Below are 26,428 nucleotides of genomic sequence, written 5' to 3' on the forward strand. Positions count from 1 at the left end.
ACCGAAGGCCCTGTCCGGCATGCCGCGCGCAGCGCGATGGTAGCCCGGGGCGCGCGCGGGCGCACGTGGGGCATCATGCAGGCGGTTGGGAACGGTCGGGGCGTAGGCGGCCGGGCGCGCGGCGAATTGCAGGCCGAATCGAATCGCAAGCGGCATGGTACGGATGCGGCGGATACTTCGGATGCCGTGGATACTGATGCCGCCGATGCCGCCGATGGACCGACGGCGCGCGCGCCGTCGGTCCATCAAGCGCACGGCTCGAACCCCATCTGCTCGCGGCCCAGCCCCGTCAGATCGCGCTCGCACGCGCGCCCGTCGAAATCGACCTCGAAATGATCGGCCGGAAAATCCGGCGGGCTCTCGCCGCGCACGAACGCCTGCCGCTGGCGCTGCAGGTACGCATTGTTCTTCGGGCAGCCGGGCGCGGCCGCGATGTACATCACGTTGCTGTCGCCGCTGCCGCGATGCACGTCTTCGACCGCATGCACGACGTCGCCGTGCCAGAACACCGCGTCGCCCGGCTCCATCTGCGGAATCGGCACCAGCGCATCGAGCAGCAGCGCATGCCACTCGGGCAGGATCGACAGCGCGCGGCCGGGCCGCGCGCCGCACAGGTCGTCGTCGGCGACATCGTCCTGCAGCGCGCGCAGCACGACATACGCCATCGCGTTCGCGACCGGAATCAGCTGCAGCGTGCCGTCGCCGGGGCCTTGCGGCGTCAGCGCGGTCCAGCCCTGGAACGTACGGAACATCGAACACACGGCCGGCGACGCAATCTCCTCGACGTCGGGCCGGAATGCCGCGTCGAACGGGTCGTAATCGCGCCAGCGGCCGGCCAGCACGTGCCGATACACGTGCCGGAAATTCGGCCCGAGCCAGCGTTCGACCGACCCGCCGTCGACGTGCGGCGACAGCCCGAGCGTCGTCGAACCCGGCGGCCGGCGGCGGATGCGATCCGCGTACGCCGGAACCCGGTCGGGATCGAAATGCGGGCGTGCGCCATCAGCATGACGCCACAGCCGGTTCAGGAACACGCGCGCCTGCGTCAGCGCTGGCGACTGGCGCGCGGCCACCTGCGGCTTCGACCAGTAGACGCCGTAGATCTGCGGCTTGCCGGACGCGAGGTTGCCGAAGTAGCGATCGTCGGCGCGCGCGTGCAGCCGCTCGGCGAAGCGGTTCGCCTCGAGATACGCACCGATCTCGTCGTTCCAGTCGCGCGCCTGCCGCGCGTCGAACACGCCGCGGATCACCGCCGCGCCGTGTGCACGGATCGCGTCGATCGTGCGCGGCTCGACCGCGCCGTTCGCGATCTCCGCGAACCGCAGCACCGGAATCGCATCGCGGCCGTGCGCGTGCGTGCGGCGGATCGCGTCGACCTGCCGCGCGATGTCCCCTTCCAGCTCGCGGAACGTCGTCGCATAACCGGGCAGGTCCGCACGCAGCGCCCGTTTCGCCGCGCGGATCGCGGCCGGCAGATCGTCTATCGTCAGGGGCATCGTCGTCTCCTCGCTGAACCATGTCGTGATGAGCGCTCAGCGTACGGCCGACACGTCGCCGCGATCGATACTATCCGGCCGACAATCGATACAATCCGGACAACCTAGCCCGGACGATGACAGACGACGCACAGCTTGTTGCCGTCCGGATCGCGGAAGTACGCGCCGTAGTAGTCGCGGTGATAGTGGGGCCGCAGGCCGGGCGGCCCCTCGCAGGTGCCGCCGTGCTGCAGCGCGAGCGCGTGGCAGCGGTCGACCTGCGCGCGCGAATGCGCATCGAACGCGATCGTATGGCCGTTGCCCGGCTCGGGCCGGCGGCCGTCGAGCGGCCGCCCGAAGAAGAACAGCGGCCGGTCGGTGTCGGCCGGCATCCAGCCCGACCAGCCGTCCGGCTCGCGGAACTTCAGGCGCAACCCGAGTTCCGCGAACAGCGGCGCGTAAAAATCGTACGCGCGTGCGGTATCGCTGACGCCCACGCAAACATGTGAAAACATGGCTTCGCTCCGTCGTGACGATCGACCACGATCATGCCACGGTGCGATGCCGCCGTCGCCCGGAGGCCGCGATGAAGCCGCAATACGAACACGTGACGTACGCTCCCGGCTGCTCGATCCGCGTATATCACCGCCAGCTCGCACGCATTCCGTTCGAATGGCATCGGCATCCTGAGTACGAACTGACGCTCACGCTGAACAGCCGCGGCCGGCGCTTCATCGGCGATCACGTCGCCCGCTATGCGGACGACGACCTGGTGCTCGTCCCGCCGAACCTGCCGCACACGTGGTCGTCGAATGCGCGCATCGATCGCGCCGCGCCCGAAGTCGCGCTCGTCGTGTGGTTCGACGGAGACTGGGCCCACCGCGTCGCCGACTGCTGCGCCGAATACACGCCGCTGCGCTCGCTGCTGCGGCGCGCAGCGTCGGGCCTCGCGTTCGATGCCGATACGGCGCGCGCGATGCGCGCCCGGCTGCCGCGCTTGCTCGATGCGTCGCCGCGCGTGCGGCTCGCCGCCGTACTCGACACGCTCGCGGAACTCGCCGAAGCCGGCGGCGAGCCGCTGGCCGGCGCGCACGCGTATAGCCGGTCCGAGCGGATCGCGTCGTCCGTCGACGCATCCGCTCCGGAAGCCGAACGCGTCGAGCGCGTGCTCGATGCGATCGACCGCCGGTTCCACGAGCCGCTGCGCATCGACGCGCTCGCGGCCATCGCGCATCTGTCCGAACGCTCGCTGCAACGACTGTTCGCGCGCCATCTCGGCGAAAGCGTCGGCCGCTACCTGCAGCGGTTGCGGCTCGCGCACGCGTGTCGCCATCTGGCCGGCAGCGACTGGCCGGTCGCGACGGTCGCCGCGCGCTGCGGCATTCCGAACGTCGCGAACTTCAACCGTCAGTTCCTCGCCGCACGCGGCATGACGCCGCGCGCATACCGGCGCCTGTTCGCGCAGCATGGCCATGCGTCGGGCGTCGACGTGCCGGGCGCCGATGCCTCGGCTGCCGACGCCCCATCGCTCGACACACGCCCACCGTCGCTGGAACGCAGCACCGGCCCGCGCCGCCCGCACAAATGAAAACACCCCGGCGGGATGACCCACCGGGGTGTCGGGGCGTTGCGTTTGCCGGACGCGAACGGCGTTGCAGCCGTTCGCGCCGCGCACGACTTAACGTGCGTTGAGCGGCTTCGCTTCGCGCGGCGTGTCGCCGATGAACAGCTGACGCGGACGGCCGATCTTTTGCTCCGGATCCGCAATCATTTCGTTCCACTGTGCGATCCAGCCGACCGTACGTGCCATCGCGAAGATACACGTGAACATCGACGTCGGGATGCCCAGCGCGCGCTGCACGATACCCGAGTAGAAATCGACGTTCGGGTACAGCTTGCGCGACACGAAGTACTCGTCTTCCAGCGCGATCTTCTCGAGCTGCATCGCGAGCTTGAACAGCGGGTCGTCGTGCAGGCCCAGTTCGTTCAGCACTTCGTAGCACGTTTCGCGCATCAGCTTCGCACGCGGGTCGTAGTTCTTGTACACGCGGTGACCGAAGCCCATCAGCTTCACGCCCGAATTCTTGTCCTTCACCTGCTTGATGAATTCGGGGATGTTGTCCGGCGAGCCGATCTGCTCGAGCATGTTCAGCGCGGCTTCGTTCGCACCACCGTGCGCCGGGCCCCACAGACACGCGATACCGGCCGCGATACACGCGAACGGGTTCGCGCCCGACGAGCCGGCCAGGCGGACCGTCGACGTCGATGCGTTCTGCTCGTGGTCAGCGTGCAGGATCAGGATACGGTCGAGCGCGCGGACGAGCACGTCGTTGACCTTGTACTCTTCGCACGGGTTCGAGAACATCATGTGCATGAAGTTCGCGCTGTACGACAGCGAGTTCTTCGGATACACGAACGGCTGGCCGATGCTGTACTTGTATGCCATCGCGACGAGCGTCGGCAGCTTGGCGATCATGCGGATCGCCGACACTTCGCGGTGACGCGGGTCGTTGATGTCGAGCGAGTCGTGGTAGAACGCCGACAGCGCGCCGACTGCGGCGACCAGGATCGCCATCGGGTGCGCGTCGCGGCGGAAGCCGCGGAAGAAGAAGTGCATCTGCTCGTGCACCATCGTGTGCTTCGTGACGGTGTCGACGAATTCCTTCTTCTGTGCTGCGTTCGGCAGTTCGCCCTTCAGCAGCAGGTAGCAGGACTCGAGGAAGTCCGCGTTCTGCGCGAGGTTGTCGATCGGGTAGCCGCGGTACAGCAGTTCGCCCTTGTCGCCGTCGATGTACGTGATCGCCGAGTTGCACGAAGCCGTCGACATGAAGCCCGGGTCGTAAGTGAACTTGCCGGTTTGGCCGTACAGCTTGCGGATGTCGATTACGTCCGGGCCCATCGTCCCCTTGTAAATCGGCATTTCGACGCTCGGCGAGTTGTCGCTGAACGATAGCGTGGCTTTAACATCAGACGGAGTCATGGCACATCCTCAATCGAAATAAAGAAACGGGATTCGATAACGGGCGTAACGCTTTAAACGTTGCGCAGCATCTCCAACAGCCGGTGAACATCCGGGCTGTCTAGGTCGCCCTCTGGTTCCTTGCGCGCGAGGAGCAAGTCCATCAGGTCGTTGTCGCTCAGATCGAGCAGGCGCGACAACGCGCCTACGTCTGCATCGGTGAGGTCATGCTCGTGTCTGCTGAAGAAACGCTCGAACAGAATGTCGTTCTCCAGCAGACCCCGCCGCGCGCGCCAACGCAGGCGCGCGCGACGGTGCGGGTCGGATTGATGCGAGTCGTCGCTCATTTCAACCTTAAACCGCGCGGCGAACCATCAGTTCCTTGATCTTGCCGATCGCCTTCGTCGGATTCAGGCCCTTCGGGCACACGTCGACGCAGTTCATGATCGTATGGCAACGGAACAGACGGTACGGATCTTCCAGATTGTCGAGACGCTCGCCGGTGGCGGTGTCGCGGCTGTCGGCGATGAACCGGTAAGCCTGCAGCAGGCCCGCCGGGCCCACGAACTTGTCCGGGTTCCACCAGAAGCTCGGGCACGACGTCGAGCAGCTCGCACACAGAATGCACTCGTACACGCCGTCGAGCTCGTCGCGCTCTTCCGGCGACTGCAGGCGTTCCTTCTCCGGCGGCGGCGCGTCGTTGATCAGGTACGGCTTGATCGAGTGATACTGGTTGAAGAAGTGCGTCATGTCGACGATCAGGTCGCGCACCACCGGCAGCCCCGGCAGCGGACGCAGCACGATCTTCTGCGGCAGATCGTTCAGGTTCGTCAGGCACGCGAGACCGTTCTTGCCGTTGATGTTCATCGCGTCCGAGCCGCACACGCCTTCGCGGCACGAGCGGCGGAACGACAGCGTCTCGTCCACGGCCTTCAGCTTCACCAGCGCGTCGAGCAGCATGCGCTCATGCTGGATCTCGAGCTCGTACGTCTGCATGCGCGGCGCCGCGTCCTTGTCCGGATCGTAGCGATAGAGTTCAAAAATGCGTTTTGCCATTTCGGATTCCTTTGACTCGGCTTAGAACGTGCGCGGCTTCGGCGGCACGGAGTCGACCGTCAGCGGCTTCATTTGAACCGGCTTGTAGTCGAGGCGATCGCCTTCGCTGTACCACAGCGTGTGGCGCAGCCAGTTGTCGTCGTCGCGGTGCTCGTAGTCGCTGTGCGCGTGTGCGCCGCGGCTTTCCTTGCGCGCTTCGGCCGACACCATCGTTGCACGGGCCACTTCGATCAGGTTCTCCAGCTCGAGCGCTTCGATGCGCGCGGTGTTGAACACCTTCGACTTGTCCTTCAGGTGGATGTTTTCCACCCGCTCCTTCAGGCCGGCCATCTGGTCCACGCCTTCCTTCAGCAGCGCCGAGGTACGGAACACGCCCGCATGCTTCTGCATCGTCGAGCGGATGTCGTTCGCGACGTCTTGGGTGTATTCGCCCGACGTCGACTTCTCGAGCTTCGCCAGACGTGCCAGCGAGTATTCGCCCGCGTCGGCCGGCAGCGGCTTGTGGTCGCGCTGGTTCTTCACGTGCTGGACGATGTGGTTGCCGGCCGCGCGGCCGAACACCACCAGGTCGAGCAGCGAGTTCGTGCCCAGGCGGTTCGCGCCGTGCACCGACACGCACGAGCATTCGCCGACCGCGTAGAAGCCGTTGACCGGCTCCTTGTGATCGCGCGACGTGCCCACGACCTGACCGTGGATGTTGGTCGGAATGCCGCCCATCTGGTAGTGGATCGTCGGCACGACCGGGATCGGTTCCTTGATGCAGTCGACGTTCGCGAACCGCAGCGCGATCTCGCGGATCGACGGCAGACGCTTCATGATCGTCTCCGCGCCGATGTGCGACAGATCCAGCAGCACGTGGTCCTTGTTCGGACCGACGCCGCGGCCTTCCTTGATTTCCTGGTCCATCGAGCGCGACACGAAGTCACGCGGCGCCAGATCCTTCAGCGTCGGCGCATAGCGCTCCATGAAGCGCTCGCCGTTCGAGTTGCGCAGAATGCCGCCTTCGCCGCGCACGCCTTCCGTGATCAGCACGCCCGCGCCGGCCACGCCGGTCGGGTGGAACTGCCAGAACTCCATGTCCTGCAGCGCGATGCCCGAGCGAGCGGCCATGCCCAGCCCGTCGCCCGTGTTGATGAACGCGTTCGTCGATGCCGCGAAGATCCGACCAGCGCCGCCCGTCGCGAACAGCGTCGTCTTGCCTTCCATGATGTAGACGTCGCCCGTCTCCATCTCGAGGGCCGTCACGCCGAGCACGTCGCCGTCCGCGTCGCGGATCAGGTCGAGCGCCATCCATTCGACGAAGAACTGCGTCTTCGCCTCGACGTTCTGCTGGTACAGCGTGTGCAGCAGCGCGTGACCGGTACGGTCGGCGGCCGCGCAAGCGCGCTGCACCGGCTTCTCGCCGTAGTTCGCGGTGTGGCCGCCGAACGGGCGCTGGTAGATCGTGCCGTCCGCGTTGCGGTCGAACGGCATGCCGAAGTGCTCGAGCTCGTACACGACGTTCGGCGCTTCACGGCACATGAACTCGATCGCGTCCTGGTCGCCGAGCCAGTCGGAACCCTTGATCGTGTCGTAGAAATGGAAGTGCCAGTTGTCTTCGCTCATGTTGCCGAGCGACGCGCCGATGCCGCCTTGTGCCGCGACCGTGTGCGAACGGGTCGGGAACACCTTCGACAGCACGCCGACCGACAGGCCCGCACGCGACAGTTGCAGCGCTGCGCGCAAGCCCGAGCCGCCCGCGCCGACGATCACCACGTCGAACTTGCGGCGCGGCAGGGAAGTTTTGATTGCAGCCATTCTTTACACTCTCCAGAGAATCTGCGCGGCGTAGCCCGCACATGCGAGCAGCCAGACGATGGTCAGCGATTGCAGCAGCAGGCGCACACCGACGGGCTTCACGTAGTCCATCCAGATGTCGCGCACGCCGACCCATGCGTGGTAGAAGAGGGAAAGCAGCGTCACGAAGGTCGCGAGCTTCATCCATTGCGCGGAGAAGATCGATGCCCAGCCTTCGTACGAGAAGTCATGCGCGCCGAAAAACAGGACGAGCAGAATGACCGTGTAGACCGCCATGATCGTGGCGGTGACGCGCTGCGCGAGCCAGTCGCGCAGGCCGTAGTGAGCGCCGACGACGAGGCGCTTCGAGCCGATTCGGTTGTTGGCTGCCATTTTCTTAGAATGCTCCGAACAGTTTGAGTGCCATGGCGATCGTCAGCGCGATCGAGACGACAAACACGACCACGGCCGTACGCTTGCCGCCTTCCTTCGAGACGGCGTCATGGTTGACGTCCATCAACAGGTGGCGAATGCCGGCGCAGAAATGGTGGAGGAACGCCCAGGACAACGCGAGGACGATCAGCTTGACGACGATGTTGGAGAGGAAAGACTTGAAGACTTCGAAGCTGAGCTCCGACGTGAGGCTCTGATCGAAGAGGAACAGCAGGAACGGCAGGAACAGGAACAGCAGCGCGCCGCTGATTCGATGGAGAATCGACAATATCGCCGCCGCAGGCATGCGATATTTCATCGTGATGTCGCCGAATCCGATGTTCCGGTATTCCGGCCTCGGCTTTCTTACTGCGTCAGTCATGCTAGACCCCTACTATGTTGTCACACTAATCCGCGATTTTAGCGCCTTTTTATATCGCGCTGCAGCGAAAGTCTGCTCTGGATCGTTACGCAAACGCGAACAAAAGGCGGCCCGATACGTGCTACGCGAACGTGGGGAGAACGCGCGCCCGCAGCTTGGCCGATACGTCGTCAGCTCAAGTCATTGTGATAGTAATACCCGGTTGTGACATACCAGCCGCGCCGCACTTCCACCGGCCGATCGCCGTACGTATAGGACACCCGCTCCACCGACAGCAACGGAAAACCCGCCGGCACGCGCAGCAGGTCGGCAACCGCCGGCTCCGCCGCCACCGCCCGGATCTTTTCCGTCGCGCGAATCATGCGCGTGCCGAACTCCGTCTCGAACATCGCGTAGAGCGGCCCCTTGTATTCGCTCAAACGCTCGAACGACAGCCCGCGGAACATCGCGCCGGGCAGCCAGATCTCGTCGAGCACCGTCGCGTCGCCCTCGAACGCCAGCAGCCGGCGCACCTGCACCACCGGGTCGGCCGGCTTCAGGTCGAGCTGCCGCGCGATCTCGGCCGGCGCCCGCAAGCGCCGGCATTCGAGCACGCGGCTCACGTGCGGATGCTCGGCGCCGTCGTCGGCGAGCAGGCGCAGAAAGCGGAACTGCGCGCGATCTTCGTTGTGCGTTGCAACAAACGTACCCTTGCCCTGCCGCCTGACGACGAGATTCTCGGCGGCCAGTTCGTCGATCGCCTTGCGCACGGTGCCCTGGCTGACCTTGTAACGGGCCGCGAGCTCCACCTCGCTCGGGATGATCTCGCCCGGCTTCCATTCGCCCGATTCCAGACTCTGCGTGATCAACGACTTGATCTGCTGGTATAACGGGCTGAAAGTCGGCGACGGCGCGGCAGGCGCCGGCACGGAATCGCCCGCGCCCGGCTGCCCTGGGCTGCCTGCGCCGGTCGGATTCGCGTTGTTCGCCTGGTTCGATGTCATGGCGCGCATTTCATCACAAACCGCGCTTTTCCGTCCACTCAAATTCAGCAAAACATCTGTCTTATATAAGACATATGATACCGTTTGACTTTGGCCACGCCCGCTCCTACACTCCCGGTCGAGCAAGGGTTCGCGGGTGCAAAACGCGTCCCCGGCTACGTGCCACGGCCGTCTCCAGGTTCACCGCGTCTGCCTTTCGCGAGTCCTCCGCCCTGCTTCACTGCAACGCTACGCGTAACGCGCATAGAATGGCGTTTTGCCTAGCGTCCATCGCTTCATCCCGTCCTGGAGATTTTCAATGGCTAAGCCCGCAAAGCGCGTTGCCGTCACCGGCGCCGCAGGTCAAATCGCTTACTCCCTGCTGTTCCGCATCGCGAACGGCGACCTGCTCGGCAAGGACCAGCCGGTCATCCTGCAACTGCTCGACCTCCCGCAAGCCCAAGCCGCCGTCAAAGGCGTCGTGATGGAACTCGAAGATTGCGCGTTCCCGCTGCTCGCGGGCGTCGTGATCACCGACGATCCGAAGGTTGCATTCAAGGATGCAGACGTCGCACTGCTCGTCGGCGCACGTCCGCGCTCGAAGGGCATGGAGCGCAAGGACCTGCTGTCGGCCAACGCCGAGATCTTCACGGTCCAGGGCGCCGCGCTGAACGAAGTCGCGAGCCGCGACGTCAAGGTGCTGGTGGTCGGCAACCCGGCCAACACGAACGCCTACATCGCGATGAAGTCGGCGCCGGATCTGCCGAAGAAGAACTTCACGGCCATGCTGCGCCTCGATCACAACCGCGCGCTGTCGCAACTCGCAGCGAAGACGGGCAAGCCGGTCGCATCGATCGAGAAGCTCGCCGTGTGGGGCAACCACTCGCCGACGATGTACCCCGACTTCCGCTTCGCGACCGCCGAAGGCGAGTCGATGCTGAAGCTCGTCAACGACGACGTGTGGAACCGCGAAACGTTCATCCCGACCGTCGGCAAGCGCGGCGCGGCGATCATCGAAGCGCGCGGCCTGTCGTCGGCAGCGTCGGCAGCCAATGCGGCGATCGACCACGTGCGTGACTGGGTGCTCGGCACGAACGGCAAGTGGGTCACGATGGGCATCCCGTCGGACGGCTCGTACGGCATCCCCGAAGACATCATCTACGGCGTGCCGGTCACCTGCGAAAACGGCGAATACAAGCGCGTCGAAGGCCTCGAGATCGATGCGTTCTCGCGCGAGAAGATGGACGGCACGCTCGCCGAGCTGCTCGAAGAGCGCGACGGCGTCGCACACCTGCTGAAGAACTAAGCAGGCTGCGTGGCCGGGCCGCCCGCGGGCGGCCCGGCCACGGCACGGGCGGCCGGCGCGCAGCCAGCCGCGCCGCCCGATCCGATCCGGGCACGTTTTGCCGCCGGCGCGCAGCGCGTGCCGGCCCAGAACGTGGCCGGATCCGATTTCTCCCCGATGATCCGCTTCCCTGGCGTAGAAGAGATGTCCGCGCTCACTCCTGCACAAGTGCTGTACGACGGGGCGTCGCCGCCCGCGATCCTGCCCTGCTGCGATCACTACGCGGGCAGCGAGAAGCTGATGCGCAAATCGCTCGCGCTCCAGGCCGAACTCGGCCCGGTGTTCGACATCACGCTCGACTGCGAGGACGGCGCGGCCGTCGGCCAGGAAGCCGCCCACGCACAGCTCGTCGCCGAATTCCTCGGCAGCGCCGAGAACCGCTTCGGACGCGTCGGCGTCCGCATTCACGACTTTTCCCATCCGCACTGGCGCGACGACGTGCGCATCGTGCTGCGCGCCGCGCGCGCGCCCGCCTACGTCACGCTGCCGAAGGTAGCCGGCGCCGCCGATGCGGCCGAGATGATCGCGTTCATCGAAGGCACGCGCCGCGAGCTCGGGCTCGCGCAGCCGATTCCGGTCGACGTGCTGGTCGAGACGCACGGCGCGCTCGCGCAGGCCGCGACGCTCGCCGCGCTGCCGCTGGTCGGCACGCTGAGCTTCGGGCTGATGGATTTCGTATCCGCCCATCACGGCGCGATTCCCGATGCGGCGATGCGCTCGCCGGGCCAGTTCGATCACCCGCTCGTGCGCCGCGCGAAACTGGAGATCGCCGCGGCCTGCCACGCGCACGGCAAGACGCCGTCGCACAACGTCACGACCGACGTGCGCGACATGAGCGTCGTGGCCGGCGATGCACGCCGCGCGCGCGACGAATTCGCCTTCACGCGGATGTGGAGCATCCATCCGGCGCAGATCCGTCCGATCGTCGACGCATTCGCGCCGCGCACCGACGAGGTCGCGCTGGCCGCCGAGATCCTGCTGGCCGCGCAGGCCGCCGACTGGGGCCCGACGCGCCACGGCGACACGCTGCACGACCGCGCGAGCTACCGCTATTACTGGTCGGTGCTGCGCCGCGCGAAGGCGACCGGCCAGGCCGTGCCGCGCGAAGCCGCGCCGCTGTTCGGGCCGGCCGGCGCAGGCTCCGGTTAAGCCGGCCGAGCCGCCGACATGCGGATTTCATCGAATCTCCGGCGCGCGAACGCGACACAGGTTTGCGAAACGACAAAAAACGTAACCGAGCCCGAAAACCTGAAATATGCGCAGCCAAATAGGTCAAAATAGCGGCCGCTGCGCGCTTCCGGGGGCGCGTGCAGTTTCAAACCGGCCGGCGGCGTCAGCAGCCGGCCCTTGTCAACTGATAATCGAAAGGTTCTGACTCCATGAAGAAACTCCTGATCGCTACCGCCATCGGCGCGTTGTCCGCCACGCTGCTGGTGTCGGCGCCGAGCGCGTTCGCCCAGGGTACGGCCACGACTGCGAAGAAGACGGCCAAGCGCCCGGCACCGGCCAAGCGCCTGATTCCGCGCAGCAAGAAGTCCCTCGCGCGTGCCGCGGCGAAGGTCGATCCGGTACCGGACGGCGCAGTGAAGTGGGCGTGCAAGGACGGCCTGTCGTTCGACCTCGCCGGCGACATGAAGCGCGACCAGCTGGTCACGGTCCACTGGGCGAAGAAGAACTACAAGCTGCCGCGTCAGGCCACGACGACCGGCGCCGACACGTTCTACGATCCGGCCGCCGGCTTCAAGCTGGTCGTGATCCCGACCAAGGCGATGCTGTTCAGCGACGCGAACGGCGGCGAGCGTCTCGCCGACGAATGCGTGACGCCGGAAATGGCGCAAGGCGGCGCCGCACCGACGCAGTCCAACGAGCTGAAGCCGGCGACGAACTAAGCGCGCCCAGGCCCTCGATGTCCGCCCCGGTCTCCAACGTCCGCCCTGCGCCGGATTCGGTACTCGTCGACATCGTCGACTACGTGCTCGACACCGGCATCGACAGCGCGCTCGCGCTGGAGACGGCGCGTCATTGCCTGATCGACACGCTCGGATGCGGACTCGAGGCGCTCTCCTACCCTGCCTGCACCAAGCTGCTCGGCCCCGTCGTGCCGGGCACGATCGTGCCGAACGGCGCGAAGGTGCCCGGCACGTCCTTCCAGCTCGATCCCGTACAGGCCGCGTTCGACATCGGCGCGATGATCCGCTGGCTGGACTTCAACGACACCTGGCTCGCCGCCGAATGGGGTCATCCGTCCGACAACCTCGGCGGGATCCTGGCGACGGCCGACTGGCTGTCCCGCACGGCCGTCGCGGCCGGCAGGAAGCCGCTCGCGATGCGCGACGTGCTCGTCGCGATGATCCAGGCCCACGAGATCCAGGGCTGCCTCGCACTCGAGAATTCTTTCAATGCCGTCGGGCTCGACCACGTGCTGCTGGTCAAGGTCGCGTCGACCGCCGTGGTCGGCCGCCTGCTCGGGCTCACGCGCGACGAGCTGCTCAATGCGGTGTCGAACGCGTTCGTCGACGGCCACGCGTTGCGCACCTACCGCCATGCGCCGAACACCGGCTCGCGCAAGTCGTGGGCGGCCGGCGACGCGACGTCGCGCGCGGTGCGCCTCGCGCTGATCGCGAAGACCGGCGAGATGGGCTACCCGTCCGCGCTGACCGCGAAGACCTGGGGCTTCTACGACGTGCTGTTCCGCGGGCAGCCGTTCCGCTTCCAGCGCCCGTACGGCACCTACGTGATGGAGAACGTGCTGTTCAAGATCGCGTTCCCCGCCGAATTCCATGCGCAGACGGCCGTCGAGGCCGCGCTGCAGCTGCACGCGCGGCTCGCCGCGGCCGGCCGCACGACCGACGAGATCAGCCGCATCACGATCCGCACGCACGCGGCCGCGATCCGCATCATCGACAAGCAGGGGCCCCTCGCCAATCCGGCCGACCGCGACCACTGCATCCAGTACATGGTGGCCGTGCCGCTGCTGTTCGGCCGGCTGAGCGCGGCCGACTACGAAGACGCGACCGCCGCCGATCCGCGCATCGACGCGCTGCGCGCGAAGACCGTGTGCGTCGAGGATCCGCAGTTCACGAAGGACTACCACGACCCGGCCAAGCGCTCGATCGCGAACGCGCTGACGATCGAATTCGCGGACAGGTCGACGCTTGCCGAGGTGACGGTCGAATATCCGATCGGCCATCAGCGACGCCGTGCCGACGGCATCCCGCTGCTGATCGAGAAATTCCGGACCAACCTTGCCCGCCGTTTCCCGGCAAAGCAGCAACAAGCGATTCTCGACGTGTCGCTGGACCAGGCAAAGCTCGATGCGATGCCGGTCAATGAGTACGTCGATCTGTATATGATCTAGCCGTCAGATACAGGACTCTTTGTTTCCTAGCCTTAAACCCAGGAAAATCACCATGGCCCACAATCTCCACAAGACCCTCAAGGAATTCGACAGCGGTTCCGGCAAAGGCAAGTTCTACTCGCTGCCGCAGCTCGGCAAGGAACTGAAGACGAAGATCGAACGCCTGCCGGTGTCGATCCGCATCGTGCTCGAGTCCGTGCTGCGCAACTACGACGGCAAGAAGATCACCGAAGAACACATCGAGCAGCTCGCGAACTGGCAGCCGACCGCGAAGCGGGTCGACGAGATTCCGTTCGTGGTGTCGCGCGTCGTGCTGCAGGACTTCACCGGCGTGCCGCTGCTCGCCGATATCGCGGCCATGCGCGGTGTCGCGCAGCGTTCGGGCAAGGATCCGAAGAAGATCGAGCCGCTGGTGCCGGTCGATCTCGTCGTCGACCACTCGGTGCAGATCGACTACTTCCGTCAGAAGGATGCGCTCGACCTGAACATGAAGCTGGAATTCCAGCGCAACAACGAGCGCTACCAGTTCATGAAGTGGGGCATGCAGGCGTTCGACACGTTCAAGGTCGTGCCGCCGGGCGTCGGCATCGTCCACCAGGTGAACCTGGAATACCTCGCGCGCGGCGTGCACAAGAAGGCCGACGGCGGCGACACCGTGTACTACCCGGACACCCTCGTCGGCACCGACAGCCACACGACGATGATCAACGGCATCGGCGTGGTCGGCTGGGGCGTAGGCGGCATCGAAGCGGAAGCCGGCATGCTCGGCCAGCCGGTGTACTTCCTGACGCCGGACGTCGTCGGCGTCGAGCTGAAGGGCAAGCTGCGCGAAGGCGTGACGGCCACCGACCTGGTGCTGACGATCACCGAAATGCTGCGCAAGGAGAAGGTCGTCGGCAAGTTCGTCGAGTTCTTCGGCGAAGGCACGAAGTCGCTGTCGTTGCCGGACCGCGCGACGATCGGCAACATGGCGCCGGAATACGGCGCGACGATGGGCTTCTTCCCGGTCGACGAAAAGACGATCGAGTACTTCGAAGGCACGGGCCGCACGAAGGCCGAAATCGCCGCGTTCGAGAACTACTTCAAGGCGCAGAAGCTGTTCGGCATCCCGAAGGCAGGCGACATCGACTACACGAAGACGGTCACGCTCGACCTCGCGACGGTCGCCCCGTCGCTGGCCGGCCCGAAGCGCCCGCAGGACCGCATCGAAATCGGCAACGTGAAGTCGACGTTCACCGAGCTGTTCTCGAAGCCGGTCGCCGAAAACGGCTTCGCGAAGAAGGCCGAGGACCTGAACGCGCAGTACACGACGAGCAACGGCGTCGACGTGAAGAACGGCGACGTGCTGATCGCCGCGATCACGTCGTGCACGAACACGTCGAACCCGAGCGTGCTGCTGGCCGCCGGCCTGCTCGCGAAGAAGGCCGTGGAAGCCGGCCTGACGGTCGCGCCGCACATCAAGACGTCGCTCGCGCCGGGATCGCGCATCGTCACCGAATACCTGACGAAGACGGGCCTGCTGCCGTACCTCGCGAAGCTCGGCTTCGAAGTCGCCGCGTACGGCTGCACGACCTGCATCGGCAACGCGGGCGACCTGACGCCGGAGCTGAACGAAGCGATCACGAAGAACGACATCGTCGCGGCGGCCGTGCTGTCGGGCAACCGTAACTTCGAGGCGCGCATCCACCCGAACATCCGCGCGAACTTCCTCGCGTCGCCGCCGCTCGTCGTCGCCTACGCGATCGCCGGCAACATCACGCGCGACCTGATGACGGAGCCGGTCGGCAAGGGCAAGGACGGCTACGACATCTACCTCGGCGACATCTGGCCGACCAGCGACGAAATCCACGCGCTGCTGAAGTTCGCGCTGGACCCGAAGAAGTTCGAGGACAACTACTCGAAGCTCACGAAGAAGGGCGACCTGTGGAGCAAGATCGAGGGCGAAACGGGCCAGGTCTACGACTGGCCGAAGTCGACCTACATCGCCGAGCCGCCGTTCTTCGGCCACGACTTCTCGATGGAGCCGGCCGCGTCGATCCCGACCGTCCAGGGCGCGCGCGCACTGGGCATCTTCGGCGATTCGGTGACGACCGACCACATCAGCCCGGCAGGCTCGATCAAGGAAGACTCGCCGGCAGGCAAGTGGCTGAAGGAGAACGGCGTGCAGAAGGCCGACTTCAACAGCTACGGCTCGCGCCGCGGCAACCATGACGTGATGATGCGCGGCACGTTCGCGAACGTCCGCATCAAGAACCTGATGATCCCGGCGAAGGCCGACGGCACGCGCGTCGAAGGCGGTCTGACGATCCACCAGCCGAGCGGCGAACAGCTGTCGATCTACGACGCGGCGATGAAGTACGTCGGCGCCGGCACGCCGACCGTCGTGTTCGCGGGCGAAGAGTACGGCACGGGCTCGTCGCGCGACTGGGCCGCGAAGGGCACCCAGCTGCTCGGCGTGAAGGCCGTGATCGCCCGCAGCTTCGAGCGCATCCACCGCTCGAACCTGGTCGGCATGGGCGTGCTGCCGCTGCAGTTCAAGGGCGCGGACAGCGTGCAGTCGCTCGGCATCACCGGCGAAGAGACCTACGACATCGAAGGCCTCGGCGACGACTTCAAGCCGCAGCAGGACGTCACGCTGGTGATCCACCGCAAGAACGGCGAAACGACCCGCGTGCCGGTGCTGCTGCGCATCGATACGCCGATCGAAGTCGACTACTACAAGCACGGCGGGATCCTGCCGTTCGTGCTGCGCTCGCTGCTCGCAGCGTAAGCGCCCTGCTTTTGCAGGTGCCGCAGCCGCCTCGCGGCGGTTGCGGCCGATTTGGATACCCGACCTCGTGTCGGGTTTTTTTTCGTCCGTACAAAGGCGCGCGCCGCAGCGGCCGGCGGCGCTAGGCTTGCTTGCCGCCGCGCGCCTTCGCACCCGCAGCGGCGCGTGCGTTCTTCTTCAGATGCGCGCGGTTGTAGTCGATCGCCGCGCGAATCAGGCGCTGCAGCGCGCGCCGGTCGAGCTTGTCGCCTTCCATGAAGTCGATCGCGCGGCGCGCGTTGCCGTCGAGGCCCGCGTTGAACAGCCCATCGGGATCGGCCAGCTGCGCGCCGTGCATGAACGTGAGCTTGACCTTGCCCTTGTGCGCGTTCGCGACCGCGATCATCCCGTCGCACGACCAGACGGGGCTGCCCATCCACTTCCATTCCTCGACGATGCCGGCGTCGGCCGCGAGGATCGTCGCGCGCAGCTCGGCAAAGACGTCGCGGCGCCAGTCGGCGATTCCGGCGATCAGTGCGTCGATGCGCGCGGACGGCGTCAGGTCGTGCCCGGCGGCGCTCATGCGTCGGCCTCCCCGCCCTCGTCCTGGCGTGCGAGCAGTTGTTCGAGCGACGCGAAGAACTTCGGCCAGCCGTGCTGCGCGCCACGGTACGCCTGCTCCTGATCGGTGCGGAAGCCGCTTTGCTCCATTCGCAGCAGCGTGCCGTGCGGCGTGGGCGTGAGCGTCCATGTGACGACGCTTTCGAGGCCATGAGCGGCCCACGTGTACGACAGCGCGCGGTGCGGCTCGATCGTCAGCACGGTGCAGTCGACCGAACCCCAGTCGGCGCGAAAACTGAACGCGCGGCCCGCCACCGGTTCGAAATCGCTCTGCATCAGCCACGCGTCGAGCAGATGCGGTTGCGTGAGCGCACGCCAGATCTTCTCGGGCGGATGCGACAGCTCCCGTTCGACGACGACGGTACGGGTTGCGGCGGGGTTGGGGTTCATTGGTCCATTCTCCTGAGCAGATCTTCGAGCGCATCGAACCGGTTCTGCCAGAAGGCGGTCATCTGGCCGGCCCAGTCGAGCAACGGAGTCAGCGCCTGCGGCTGCGCGCTGTAGTGCGTCTGCCGGCCCGCGTGACGGTCGCTCACGAGCCCGGCCTGCTTCAGTACACCCAGATGCTTCGACACGGCCGGCTGCGACACGCCGGCGCGGGCCGTCAGCGCGGCGACCGTCAGCTCGCCTTCCGCACACAGTCGCTCGAACAGCGCGCGGCGCGTCGGATCGGCAAGTGTTCTGAACAGCAGGTCGTGCGGGCTTTGCATGCTGGAATCAATAACTTTGTGGTTATGGATTGCAGAATAGCTCGGCGACGGCGCGCGTCAAGCATGGGTTGCGGCCGGATGTCGCGCGCGACACGCGCAAGCCGGGGCGACCGAACGCGCGCAAACGCCGCCGCACCGGCGCGCCGTGGACATCGGACGCTCGGCCGAACCCGGCATCCGGATGCGTTCGAGCAATTCCTCTAATCGGCTCGCGCGCTTCGCGAACCGAAAGGACGCTGCAAGGCTCGGCGATGCGACGTTCCACAGTTCGGGAAACCGGCACGTCCGAACGGGTCGAGAATTCCCGCCGTCGCGGCTCGCGCTGCACGCGTCCCGGCCCCGCGCCGTCGCGCGCCCACATAGTGCGACGCGCGCCGCATTCCGGCGCGGAGGCGAACGACGCGTGCGCGCACGGCAGCGCCGCGCAATTGCGCACATTCCGATACCGCAACGAACGCGTCATGCGCTCGAACGGCGCGGACGGTCGCACCGGCGCGCCGCAAACCGGTTCCGTCCGTCCGCGCATGCCGTTGCGCGCGCACCCAACGCAGTGCCCGCGCGCGGCACGTCGGTGTCAGAACTGACAGCTATGGAAACTGCCAGCTACCTGAACGACCCCGACACCCTACGCTCGTCACCGCTCGCAGCCCCACAAGGGTTGCGGCTTCCAGCAACGTCGTCTCTCCCGAAAAAGGATTCCCGATGAAAAGGAACGCGCGGTTCGCCCTGTCCCTCCCGTCGCCCCGCCGCCTCGCGTGCGCGTGGCCGCTCGTGTTCGCCGCCGGTGCGGCGCATGCGAGCACGGACTGGGTCGATACCCACACGAAGGCCTTTCTGACCGGCCCGCAGCTGATGGCGCGCAGCACGGCGCCGTCGCTCGAACTCGCGGCCGGCGAGACGGCCGACATCGTCGTCAGCCTGAAGCTGCGCAACGCGGCGCAGCTCAAGCAGCTCGCCCGCGACGTGAACCGGCCCGGCAACGCGCATTACGGCCAGTACCTGACGCACGAGCAGTTCCTCGCGGACTACGCGCCGACCGAAGCGCAGGTGAAGTCGGTCGTCGACTATCTGCGCAAGAGCGGGTTCGTGAACATCGAGGTCGCGCCGAACCGGCTGCTGGTGTCGGCGCACGGCACGGCGGGCACCGTGAAGACCGCGTTCAACACGTCGCTCGTGCACTTCCAGTACGCGGGCCGCGCCGGGTTCGCGAACGCGTCGACGGCGCAGGTGCCGCGCGCGCTCGGCGACGTCGTCGGCTCGGTGCTCGGCTTGCAGAACGTCGCACGCGCGCGCCCGATGCTGCGCATCGGCAACGTCGCGAAGCCACAGGCGCTCGCGGCCGGCACGGCCACCGGCCACTATCCGAAGGAGTTCCCCGGCCTCTACAACGCGACCGGCGTGCCGACGGCGGCCGGCGTGACGGTGGGAATCGTCACGATCGGCGGCGTATCGCAAACGCTGCAGGACCTGAAGCAGTTCACGTCGAGCAACGGCTACGGCACGGTCGCGACCCAGGCCGTGAAGACCAACGGCACCGGCACGTCGGGCAGCTACAGCGACGACCAGGACGGCCAGGGCGAATGGGATCTCGACAGCCAGTCGATCGTCGGCTCGGCGGGCGGCCAGGTCGGCAAGCTGGTGTTCTACATGGCCGACCTGAACGCGGCCGGCAACACCGGGCTCACGCAGGCGTTCAACCGCGTGGTGTCGGACAACACGGCGAAGGTGATCAATGTGTCGCTCGGCTGGTGCGAGACCGACGCGAACGCCGACGGCACGCTCGACGCCGAGGAGCAGATCTTCACGACCGCCGCGGCGCAGGGCCAGACGTTCTCGGTGTCGTCGGGCGACGAAGGCGTGTACGAATGCAACAACCGCGGCTATCCGGACGGCTCGAACTACACGGTGTCGTGGCCGGCCGCGTCGCCGCACGTGCTCGCGATCGGCGGCACGACGCTGTACACGACGTCGGCCGGTGCGTTCTCGAACGAGACGGTGTGGAACGAAGGCCTCGACGGCAACGGCAAGCTATGGGCGACGGGCGGCGGCGTCAGCACGATCCTGCCGGCGCCCGCGTGGCAGTCGGGCAGCAACCGCCGCTTGCCGGACGTGTCGTTCGACGCCGCGCAGAGCACCGGCGCGTACATCTACAACTACGGCCAGTTGCAGCAGATCGGCGGCACCAGCCTCGCCGCGCCGATCTTCACCGGCTTCTGGGCGCGGCTGCTCGCGGCAAACGGCACCGGGCTCGGTTTCCCGGCCGCCAGGTTCTATGCGCGCATTCCGTCGAATCCGTCGCTGGTGCGCTACGACGTGGTGTCGGGCAACAACGGCTATCAGGGGTATGGCTACACGGCAGGCACCGGCTGGGATTACCCGACCGGCTTCGGCAGCCTGAACGTCACGAACCTCAACAAGCTGATCCAGTCGGGCGGCTTCTGAGCGTCGCGTGAAGGCCGGCGCGCGCCGATGGCGGCGCGCCGGCCGGCGAAGCGCTCGCCGTCAGGACACCGCGCGCCGCGCATTGCGGCCGCGCAGCCATTCGAGCGCGAGCAGCAGGCTCGTCGAGAAGATGATCAGGATCGTGGCGAGCGCCGCGATCGTCGGGCTGATGTTCTCGCGGATGCCGGTGAACATCTGGCGCGGCAGCGTCGTCTGATCGGCGCCGGCGAGGAACAGCGTGACCACGACTTCGTCGAACGACGTCGCGAACGCGAACAGCGCGCCCGACATCACGCCCGGCGCGATCACCGGCAGCGTCACGCGGAAAAACGTCGTGACCGGATTCGCGCCGAGCGACAGGCTCGCGCGCACCAGGTTGTAGTTGAAGCCCTGCAGCGTCGCGGCCACCGTCGTCACGACGAACGGCACGCCGAGCGCCGCGTGTGCGGCGATCAGCCCCGTGTAGGTGTTCGCGAGCCCGAGCGGCGCGAAGAACAGGTACATGCCGACGCCGACCACCACCACCGGCACGATCATCGGCGACAGCAGGATCGCCATCAGCAGCGCCTTGCCGCGGAAGTCGGCCTTCGTAAGGCCGATCGCGGCGAGCGTGCCGAGCACGGTCGCGACGATGGTGGCCGCCGGCGCGACGATGAAGCTGTTCTTCGCGGCCATGCGCCACTCGTCCGACGCGAGCAGGTTCTCGTACCAGCGCATCGAGAAGCCCGGAATCGGATAGACGAGGAACGTGCTCGACGAAAACGACAGCGGCACGATCGCGAGCACCGGCAGGATCAAATACAGCAGCGTCAGCACGACGAGTACGCGCAGCGCGACGTACCACGCGCGTTCGACGAACGACATGTGCGGCGCGAACAGCGGCCTGGCGAGTTTCATGGTCGGACTCCCTTCCCGTTTCCCTGTGCCCGGCTCAGCCGAGGCTCACGTTGGTGCGCGTGAAGCGCCCGTATACCGCATACAGCACCAGCGTCGCCGCGAGCAGCAGCCCGCCGAGCGCACACGCCATGCCCCAGTTGATCGTCACGTTGGTGAAGTACGCGACGTAGTAGCTGACCATCTGGTCGTTCGGCCCGCCGAGCAGCGCCGGCGTGATGTAGTAGCCGATCGCGAGAATGAACACCAGCAGCGCGCCGGCGCCGATGCCCGGGTAAGTCTGCGGCACGTACACGCGCCAGAACGCGGCGAACGGATGGCTGCCGAGCGACACGGCCGCGCGCTGGTAAGTCGGCGGAATCGACTTCATCACGCTGTACAGCGGCAGGATCATGAACGGCAGCAGGATGTGCGTCATCGAGATGTACACGCCGACGCGGTTGAACAGCAGGCTCAACGGATGCGAGATCAGCCCGCTGCCGATCAGCGCGCTGTTGATGAGCCCTTCGCTCTGCAGCAGCACGATCCACGCGGCGACGCGCACCAGCACCGAGGTCCAGAATGGAATCAGCACGAGGATCATCACGAGGTTCGCGCGACGCTCGGACAGCGTCGAGATCCAGTAGGCGAGCGGATAGCCGAGCAGCAGCGCAAACAGCGTGACCGCGACGCCGATCACGAACGTTCGGCCGAAGATCGCGAGGTAGATCGACTGATCGGGGTCGGCCTGCACGATGTTGCCGAAACCGTCCTGCTTGTGGTCGAGCGACGCGAGCAGGTAGAACGGCGACAACTGGCTGCCGTTCTTCGCGATCGACTGCCAGTAAGGGAGCTCGCCCCAGCGCGAGTCGAGCTCGATCAGCTTCGCACGCGTTTGCGCAGGCGTGAGCGCCGCATCGTTGTCGCCCTTCAGCGGCATCGCGCGGGCCGTCTTCGCCACCAGCGAGCGATAGCCGGGAATTTCGGTGTTCAGGCGCCGTGCGAGTGCGCCCATCGCCTCGCTGTCGGCGACCTTCGCCATGTCGGCCGCGAGTGCGACGTAGGCGGCATCGGCGGGCGGTGCCTTGCGGTCCCAGGCCGACAGCGCGGCGATCGTGTTCGGCAGCGCGGTCGCGATCTCGGGGTTCTGCACCGCGCGCGTGAGCAGCGTGCCGATCGGCACGACGAACACGAGCAGCAGGAAAATCGCGAGCGGCGCGATCAGCAGCAACGCCATCGTGCGCTTGCGGGCCTCGGCGGACTTCAGCTCGCGCTTGAGCGCGGCGGTCGACGGTGAAGAGGGGGCGATCGTCATCGTGTTCAACGGTTCTCTCCGGCCGGGCTCGATCCGGTGGAATGCCGCGCGGCGCGCTCGACGCGCCGCGCGGCGGGTTGCATCAGGACAGCTGAACGGCCGTTACTTCGTCGCCCATGCGGCGAAGCGCTGCTCGAGCTCGTCGCTGTGGTCGGTCCAGAAGCCGATGTCTTCCAGCACCGCGTTCTTGCCGTTGGCCGGCGAGTTCGGCAGGTTCGCGAGCGTCTTCGCGTCGAGCGACTTGATCGCCACGACGTTCGACGGGCCGTACGCGATGTGCTGCGCATACGCCTGCTGCGCCTTCGGCGTCAGCGTGTACGCGATGTACTGCTCGGCCAGCGCCTTGTTCGGCGTGCCCTTCGGAATCGCCCAGTAGTCGAGGTCGTAGATGCTGCCGTTCCACACGACCTTCAGGTTCTTGCCTTCCTTCTGCGCGGCGTCGATGCGGCCGTTGTACGCGGTCGACATCACGACGTCGCCGGCCACGAGGAACTGCGGCGGCTGCGCGCCCGCTTCCCACCACTGGATGTACGGCTTCAGCTCGTCGAGCTTCTTGAACGCGCGATCCTGGCCCGCCTTCGTGCCGAGCACCTTGTACACGTCCTTGGTCGGGACGCCGTCGGCCATCAGCGCGAACTCGAGGTTGTAGCGCGCGCCCTTGCGCATCCCGCGCTTGCCCGGGAATTTCTTCACGTTCCAGAAATCGGCCCAGCCCGTCGGTGCGCTCTTCAGCTTGTCCGCGTTGTAGGACAGCGCCGTCGACCACACGAAGAAGCCGACGCCGCAGGTCTGCGGTGCTTCCGGAATCAGATCGGACTTCTTCGCGATCTTCGACCAGTCGAGCTTCTCGTACAGGCCTTCGTCGCAGCCGCGATTCAGGTCGCCCGATTCGACTTCGACGACGTCCCAGCTCACGTGCTTGGCCTCGACCATCGCCTTGACCTTGGCCTGTTCGCCGTTGTACTCGACGGCCGTGACCTTGTTGCCGGACGCCTTCTCGAACGGCTGGTTGAACGCGGCTTTCTGAGCGTCGCCGTTCGCGCCGCCGAAGTTGACGACCGTGAGTTCGGCCGCGGTGGCCGATGCGCCGACGACGGCGAGCGCCAGGGCGAGCGCGGTGCGACGCGCGGTAGTGCTTGCTCCGTTCATGATGGTTCCTCTCGTGGTGGAAGTGAGGCAGTTGTTGTTGACGTCGTACTGCGGAAAAGCGGATGAACCCGGCGTCACGCGAACACGCGCAGGTGCTCGGGCGCAAAGGCGAGCGAGATCGGCGCGCCGGGCGAGAACGTGTCGAGCGCGCCCGTTCCGAGCGGCACCTTCACGAAGCATTCGTCCTGGCCCGGCAGCGCGCAGCGCATGCGCACGTGATCGCCGAAATAGATGAGGCTGCGCGCCTCGCCGGTCACGCAGTTGGCCGGGCCGCTTGCCTGACCGTTCGCGAGACTCATGCGTTCGGGTCGGATGCACGCGACGGCCGGCGCACCTTCGACCGCATCGCCGATGCGGCGGCCGACGAGTTGCGTGCCGTCGTCGAGACGGAACTCGCAGAATTCGCCGTCGACGCGCGCGATGGTGCCGCGCAGACGGTTGCTGTCGCCGATGAAGTTCGCGACGAATTCGTTGCACGGCGATTCGTACAGGCGGTCGACGGTGTCGAGCTGCTGCACGATGCCCTTGTCGAACACGGCGACGCGATCGGACATCGTCAGCGCCTCGCCCTGGTCGTGCGTCACGTAGACGAACGTGACGCCGAGCTTCTCGTGCAGCGCCTTCAGTTCGTACTGCATGTGTTCGCGCAGCTGCTTGTCGAGCGCGCCGAGCGGCTCGTCCATCAGCACGAGCTTCGGCTCGAACACGAGCGCACGCGCCAGCGCGATACGCTGCTGCTGGCCGCCCGACAGCTGCGCGGGATAGCGCTTCGCGAAGCGCTCCATCTGCACCATCTTCAGCGCATGCGCGACGCGCTCGGCGCGCTCGGCGGCGCCGAGCTTGCGCACCGTCAGCGGATACGCGACGTTCTGTTCGACCGTGAGGTGCGGAAACAGCGCGTAGTTCTGGAACACCATGCCGATGTTGCGCTTGTGCGGCGGCACGGTGTTCAGCAGCTCGCCGTCGAGACGGATCTCGCCGCCCGTCGGGAACTCGAAGCCCGCCAGCATCATCAGGCAGGTGGTCTTGCCCGATCCGGACGGCCCGAGCAGCGTCAGGAATTCCCCGCGCTTGATGTCGAGGTCGAGCGATTTGACGACCAGCGTCTCGCCGTCGTAGGTCTTTCGCACGCCGCGAAAGCTGACGATCACATCATCGGACTTCATCGTGGTGGTCCCCTTGCTGCGCGACAAATGTTTTTGACATGCGAACTACTATACGGCGCGTACGGTTCTACAATAGGGAACCATTTCAATATTCCTAGTGGGACCACTTTGGATACCGTGATCCTGGCCGACTGGCTGTCCGCCCGCCTCGACCGCAGCTCGTCCGAGCCGATGTACCGGCAGCTTCTGCAGCAGATGCAGCAGGCGATCCTCACCGGGGAACTGGCGCCGGGCACCAAGCTGCCGAGCTCGCGCACGCTCGCAGCCGATCTGTCGATCGCGCGCAATACGGTGCTTCACGTATACGATCAGCTCACCGCCGAGGGCTACGTGCTGACGACCACCGGCAGCGGCACCTACGTGGCCGACACGCGACCGGACGCCGCGGCGATCCGCGTGCCGGGCGCCGCGCAGCCGTCGTGCGAAGCCGATGCGGCGCCGCAGCAGGACACGCGCCGCGACCTGTCGATGCGCGGCCGGCAATTGATCGAGCATGCGGGCGTGTCGCGGCGCCAGTGGGGCGCGTTCATGCCCGGCGTGCCGGACGTGGCGGAATTCCCGAGCCGGACCTGGAGCCGCCTCCAGGCGCGGCTGTGGAAGGAAGCCAACCCGGAGCTGCTGACCTATGCGCCGGGCGGCGGCTATCGGCCGCTGCGCCGCGCGCTCGCCGACTACCTGCGCGTCGCGCGTTCGGTCAAATGCTCGCCCGACCAGGTCATCATCACGACCGGCATTCATCAGTCGATTGATCTCGCGGTGCGGCTGCTGTCGGACATCGGCGATCGCGCATGGGTCGAGGAGCCGTGCTACTGGGGCGTGCGCAGCGTGCTGCAGGCGGCCGGCCTGACGCTCGCGCCGGTGGCGGTCGATCAGGAAGGGCTGGATCCGCGCACGAGCGACATGCAGCATCCGCCGCGGCTCGTGCTCGTCACGCCGTCGCACCAGTATCCGCTCGGGATGGTGATGAGCCTCGCGCGGCGCCGGATGCTGCTCGAATACGCGCGTCAGCATCGCTGCTGGATCATCGAGGACGACTACGACAGCGAATTCCGCTACGGCAGCCGGCCGCTCGCGTCACTGCAGGGCCTCGACGACGGCGGCCGCGTGATCTACGTCGGCAGCCTCGGCAAGATGCTGTTCCCCGGCTTGCGGATGGGCTACATGGTCGTGCCCGAGCATCTCGTCGACACGTTTCGCACCGGGCTGTCGGAGCTGTACCGCGAAGGCCAGCTGATGCAGCAGGCCGTGCTCGCGGAATTCATCATGGATGGTCACCTGACGTCGCACGTGCGGCGCATGCGCACGCTGTACGGCGAGCGTCGGCAATTGCTGATCGATGCGATCCATGCGCGCTTCGGCGACGCGCTGCCGGTGATGGGCGACGAGGCCGGCCTGCATCTGGTGCTCGGTCTGCCCGAAGGATGCGACGATCACGAGGTCACGCAAAGCGCGTTCGACGCCGGAGTGATCGTGCGCCCGCTCACCAGTTACTACAGCAGCGAGGCCACCGCACGGCCCGGGTTGCTGCTCGGCTATGCATGCGTCGCGCACGAGCGCATCGGGCCGGCGTTCGATACGCTCGCGGCAACGATCGAACAGCATCTGCCGCGGCATTTCACGCACGCGGCGTAGCGCACGGGCGTCAGCGCGTGGCGTTG

General features: G+C 66.5%; 24 protein-coding genes. 8 read left to right on the forward strand and 16 right to left on the reverse strand.

The features are described from left to right. Nucleotides 1-245 precede the first annotated feature (245 nt). Together AK36_RS07010 and AK36_RS07015 are read right to left on the reverse strand one after the other, a co-directional pair. Nucleotides 246-1,496 carry a DUF1479 domain-containing protein gene (locus tag AK36_RS07010; protein WP_045578163.1) on the reverse strand — a complete coding sequence of 417 codons (1,251 nt, stop codon included), beginning with the start codon at nt 1,494-1,496 and terminating at the stop codon, nt 246-248. Nucleotides 1,497-1,600: 104 nt separating this feature from the next. After that, nucleotides 1,601-1,990, reverse strand: a complete 390-nt coding sequence (locus AK36_RS07015) for a VOC family protein (RefSeq protein ID WP_034195013.1) — start codon at nt 1,988-1,990, stop codon at nt 1,601-1,603. A 71-nt stretch (nt 1,991-2,061) separates the two neighbouring features. Here AK36_RS07015 and AK36_RS07020 point away from each other — a divergent pair, with 71 nt between their 5' ends. Continuing rightward, on the forward strand, nt 2,062-3,063 hold the full coding sequence (locus AK36_RS07020; protein ID WP_034195061.1) for a helix-turn-helix domain-containing protein: 1,002 nt from the start codon (nt 2,062-2,064) through the stop codon (nt 3,061-3,063). Between the two features lie 90 nt (nt 3,064-3,153). Here the strand turns inward: AK36_RS07020 and gltA are convergent, their stop codons facing one another. From gltA to AK36_RS07055, 7 genes are all read right to left on the reverse strand, one after another. Continuing rightward, nucleotides 3,154-4,455: a citrate synthase gene (gene gltA, locus AK36_RS07025; RefSeq protein ID WP_011881720.1), complete on the reverse strand. Its 1,302-nt coding sequence runs from the start codon at nt 4,453-4,455 to the stop codon at nt 3,154-3,156. A gap of 53 nt (nt 4,456-4,508) precedes the next feature. Further along, nucleotides 4,509-4,781 (reverse strand): FAD assembly factor SdhE, encoded by a 273-nt coding sequence (locus AK36_RS07030; protein WP_011881719.1) that lies wholly within the window; start codon nt 4,779-4,781, stop codon nt 4,509-4,511. A gap of 7 nt (nt 4,782-4,788) precedes the next feature. Beyond that, nucleotides 4,789-5,490: a succinate dehydrogenase iron-sulfur subunit gene (locus AK36_RS07035; protein WP_011881718.1), complete on the reverse strand. Its 702-nt coding sequence runs from the start codon at nt 5,488-5,490 to the stop codon at nt 4,789-4,791. Nucleotides 5,491-5,511: 21 nt separating this feature from the next. Next, nucleotides 5,512-7,287 (reverse strand): succinate dehydrogenase flavoprotein subunit, encoded by a 1,776-nt coding sequence (sdhA, locus tag AK36_RS07040; protein WP_011881717.1) that lies wholly within the window; start codon nt 7,285-7,287, stop codon nt 5,512-5,514. A 3-nt stretch (nt 7,288-7,290) separates the two neighbouring features. Then, a complete protein-coding gene (gene sdhD, locus AK36_RS07045; RefSeq protein ID WP_006399546.1) occupies nt 7,291-7,659 on the reverse strand; it encodes a succinate dehydrogenase, hydrophobic membrane anchor protein in 369 nt (122 codons plus the stop codon). Nucleotides 7,660-7,663: 4 nt separating this feature from the next. Then, a complete protein-coding gene (gene sdhC / locus AK36_RS07050; RefSeq protein ID WP_011881716.1) occupies nt 7,664-8,080 on the reverse strand; it encodes a succinate dehydrogenase, cytochrome b556 subunit in 417 nt (138 codons plus the stop codon). Between the two features lie 170 nt (nt 8,081-8,250). Further along, nucleotides 8,251-9,063 carry a GntR family transcriptional regulator gene (locus AK36_RS07055; protein WP_193043975.1) on the reverse strand — a complete coding sequence of 271 codons (813 nt, stop codon included), beginning with the start codon at nt 9,061-9,063 and terminating at the stop codon, nt 8,251-8,253. Nucleotides 9,064-9,361: 298 nt separating this feature from the next. Between AK36_RS07055 and AK36_RS07060 the strand changes: the two genes are divergently transcribed. The 5 genes from AK36_RS07060 (at nt 9,362) to acnA (ending at nt 16,515) form a co-directional block, all read left to right on the forward strand. Further along, nucleotides 9,362-10,348: a malate dehydrogenase gene (locus tag AK36_RS07060; RefSeq protein ID WP_011881714.1), complete on the forward strand. Its 987-nt coding sequence runs from the start codon at nt 9,362-9,364 to the stop codon at nt 10,346-10,348. A 183-nt stretch (nt 10,349-10,531) separates the two neighbouring features. After that, entirely contained in the window at nt 10,532-11,536 is a 1,005-nt protein-coding gene (locus tag AK36_RS07065; protein WP_041494099.1) for an HpcH/HpaI aldolase/citrate lyase family protein, read from the forward strand. A gap of 230 nt (nt 11,537-11,766) precedes the next feature. After that, a complete protein-coding gene (locus AK36_RS07070; protein WP_011881712.1) occupies nt 11,767-12,276 on the forward strand; it encodes a hypothetical protein in 510 nt (169 codons plus the stop codon). 17 nt (nt 12,277-12,293) lie between these two features. Then, nucleotides 12,294-13,745, forward strand: a complete 1,452-nt coding sequence (locus AK36_RS07075) for a bifunctional 2-methylcitrate dehydratase/aconitate hydratase (protein ID WP_045578164.1) — start codon at nt 12,294-12,296, stop codon at nt 13,743-13,745. Nucleotides 13,746-13,797: 52 nt separating this feature from the next. After that, nucleotides 13,798-16,515 carry an aconitate hydratase AcnA gene (gene acnA, locus AK36_RS07080; protein ID WP_011881710.1) on the forward strand — a complete coding sequence of 906 codons (2,718 nt, stop codon included), beginning with the start codon at nt 13,798-13,800 and terminating at the stop codon, nt 16,513-16,515. Nucleotides 16,516-16,636: 121 nt separating this feature from the next. Here acnA and AK36_RS07085 read toward each other — a convergent pair whose 3' ends face one another. From AK36_RS07085 to AK36_RS07095, 3 genes are read right to left on the reverse strand one after another with little or no spacing between them, the layout of a single operon-like run. Then, complete coding sequence (locus tag AK36_RS07085) at nt 16,637-17,077, reverse strand: DUF1801 domain-containing protein (protein ID WP_011881709.1); 441 nt, start codon at nt 17,075-17,077, stop codon at nt 16,637-16,639. Continuing rightward, a complete protein-coding gene (locus AK36_RS07090) occupies nt 17,074-17,505 on the reverse strand; it encodes an SRPBCC family protein (RefSeq protein ID WP_045578165.1) in 432 nt (143 codons plus the stop codon). The genes AK36_RS07085 and AK36_RS07090 overlap by 4 nt, the downstream gene beginning before the upstream one ends. Further along, nucleotides 17,502-17,825 (reverse strand): ArsR/SmtB family transcription factor, encoded by a 324-nt coding sequence (locus tag AK36_RS07095; protein WP_014724723.1) that lies wholly within the window; start codon nt 17,823-17,825, stop codon nt 17,502-17,504. Before AK36_RS07095 ends, AK36_RS07090 begins: the two co-directional genes overlap by 4 nt. Before the next feature lie 702 nt (nt 17,826-18,527). On the opposite strand from AK36_RS07095, the gene AK36_RS07105 reads away from it, so the two are divergent. After that, complete coding sequence (locus tag AK36_RS07105) at nt 18,528-20,267, forward strand: S53 family peptidase (RefSeq protein ID WP_011881705.1); 1,740 nt, start codon at nt 18,528-18,530, stop codon at nt 20,265-20,267. A gap of 60 nt (nt 20,268-20,327) precedes the next feature. On the opposite strand, the gene AK36_RS07110 is transcribed toward AK36_RS07105, so the two are convergent. From AK36_RS07110 to AK36_RS07125, 4 genes are all read right to left on the reverse strand, one after another. Further along, a complete protein-coding gene (locus tag AK36_RS07110; protein ID WP_011881704.1) occupies nt 20,328-21,164 on the reverse strand; it encodes an ABC transporter permease in 837 nt (278 codons plus the stop codon). 34 nt (nt 21,165-21,198) lie between these two features. Next, nucleotides 21,199-22,455 (reverse strand): ABC transporter permease, encoded by a 1,257-nt coding sequence (locus AK36_RS07115; RefSeq protein WP_011881703.1) that lies wholly within the window; start codon nt 22,453-22,455, stop codon nt 21,199-21,201. A gap of 102 nt (nt 22,456-22,557) precedes the next feature. Continuing rightward, on the reverse strand, nt 22,558-23,604 hold the full coding sequence (locus AK36_RS07120) for an ABC transporter substrate-binding protein (protein ID WP_011881702.1): 1,047 nt from the start codon (nt 23,602-23,604) through the stop codon (nt 22,558-22,560). Nucleotides 23,605-23,678: 74 nt separating this feature from the next. After that, entirely contained in the window at nt 23,679-24,770 is a 1,092-nt protein-coding gene (locus AK36_RS07125; protein ID WP_045578166.1) for an ABC transporter ATP-binding protein, read from the reverse strand. A 108-nt stretch (nt 24,771-24,878) separates the two neighbouring features. On the opposite strand from AK36_RS07125, the gene pdxR reads away from it, so the two are divergent. Further along, nucleotides 24,879-26,402: a MocR-like pyridoxine biosynthesis transcription factor PdxR gene (gene pdxR / locus AK36_RS07130; protein ID WP_011881700.1), complete on the forward strand. Its 1,524-nt coding sequence runs from the start codon at nt 24,879-24,881 to the stop codon at nt 26,400-26,402. The last annotated feature ends 26 nt before the right edge of the window (nt 26,403-26,428 follow it).

Origin of the sequence: Burkholderia vietnamiensis LMG 10929 (genome assembly GCF_000959445.1) — a bacterium.
Lineage (GTDB): Bacteria > Pseudomonadota > Gammaproteobacteria > Burkholderiales > Burkholderiaceae > Burkholderia > Burkholderia vietnamiensis.

Bases quoted from the DNA above. Each gene is read 5' to 3' on its own strand.
- AK36_RS07010 (WP_045578163.1), bottom strand. From the start codon at position 1,496: ATGCCCCTGACGATAGACGATCTGCCGGCCGCGATCCGCGCGGCGAAA.
- AK36_RS07015 (WP_034195013.1), bottom strand. From the start codon at position 1,990: ATGTTTTCACATGTTTGCGTGGGCGTCAGCGATACCGCACGCGCGTAC.
- AK36_RS07020 (WP_034195061.1), top strand. From the start codon at position 2,062: ATGAAGCCGCAATACGAACACGTGACGTACGCTCCCGGCTGCTCGATC.
- gltA (WP_011881720.1), bottom strand. From the start codon at position 4,455: ATGACTCCGTCTGATGTTAAAGCCACGCTATCGTTCAGCGACAACTCG.
- AK36_RS07030 (WP_011881719.1), bottom strand. From the start codon at position 4,781: ATGAGCGACGACTCGCATCAATCCGACCCGCACCGTCGCGCGCGCCTG.
- AK36_RS07035 (WP_011881718.1), bottom strand. From the start codon at position 5,490: ATGGCAAAACGCATTTTTGAACTCTATCGCTACGATCCGGACAAGGAC.
- sdhA (WP_011881717.1), bottom strand. From the start codon at position 7,287: ATGGCTGCAATCAAAACTTCCCTGCCGCGCCGCAAGTTCGACGTGGTG.
- sdhD (WP_006399546.1), bottom strand. From the start codon at position 7,659: ATGGCAGCCAACAACCGAATCGGCTCGAAGCGCCTCGTCGTCGGCGCT.
- sdhC (WP_011881716.1), bottom strand. From the start codon at position 8,080: ATGACTGACGCAGTAAGAAAGCCGAGGCCGGAATACCGGAACATCGGA.
- AK36_RS07055 (WP_193043975.1), bottom strand. From the start codon at position 9,063: ATGACATCGAACCAGGCGAACAACGCGAATCCGACCGGCGCAGGCAGC.
- AK36_RS07060 (WP_011881714.1), top strand. From the start codon at position 9,362: ATGGCTAAGCCCGCAAAGCGCGTTGCCGTCACCGGCGCCGCAGGTCAA.
- AK36_RS07065 (WP_041494099.1), top strand. From the start codon at position 10,532: ATGTCCGCGCTCACTCCTGCACAAGTGCTGTACGACGGGGCGTCGCCG.
- AK36_RS07070 (WP_011881712.1), top strand. From the start codon at position 11,767: ATGAAGAAACTCCTGATCGCTACCGCCATCGGCGCGTTGTCCGCCACG.
- AK36_RS07075 (WP_045578164.1), top strand. From the start codon at position 12,294: ATGTCCGCCCCGGTCTCCAACGTCCGCCCTGCGCCGGATTCGGTACTC.
- acnA (WP_011881710.1), top strand. From the start codon at position 13,798: ATGGCCCACAATCTCCACAAGACCCTCAAGGAATTCGACAGCGGTTCC.
- AK36_RS07085 (WP_011881709.1), bottom strand. From the start codon at position 17,077: ATGAGCGCCGCCGGGCACGACCTGACGCCGTCCGCGCGCATCGACGCA.
- AK36_RS07090 (WP_045578165.1), bottom strand. From the start codon at position 17,505: ATGAACCCCAACCCCGCCGCAACCCGTACCGTCGTCGTCGAACGGGAG.
- AK36_RS07095 (WP_014724723.1), bottom strand. From the start codon at position 17,825: ATGCAAAGCCCGCACGACCTGCTGTTCAGAACACTTGCCGATCCGACG.
- AK36_RS07105 (WP_011881705.1), top strand. From the start codon at position 18,528: ATGAAAAGGAACGCGCGGTTCGCCCTGTCCCTCCCGTCGCCCCGCCGC.
- AK36_RS07110 (WP_011881704.1), bottom strand. From the start codon at position 21,164: ATGAAACTCGCCAGGCCGCTGTTCGCGCCGCACATGTCGTTCGTCGAA.
- AK36_RS07115 (WP_011881703.1), bottom strand. From the start codon at position 22,455: ATGACGATCGCCCCCTCTTCACCGTCGACCGCCGCGCTCAAGCGCGAG.
- AK36_RS07120 (WP_011881702.1), bottom strand. From the start codon at position 23,604: ATGAACGGAGCAAGCACTACCGCGCGTCGCACCGCGCTCGCCCTGGCG.
- AK36_RS07125 (WP_045578166.1), bottom strand. From the start codon at position 24,770: ATGAAGTCCGATGATGTGATCGTCAGCTTTCGCGGCGTGCGAAAGACC.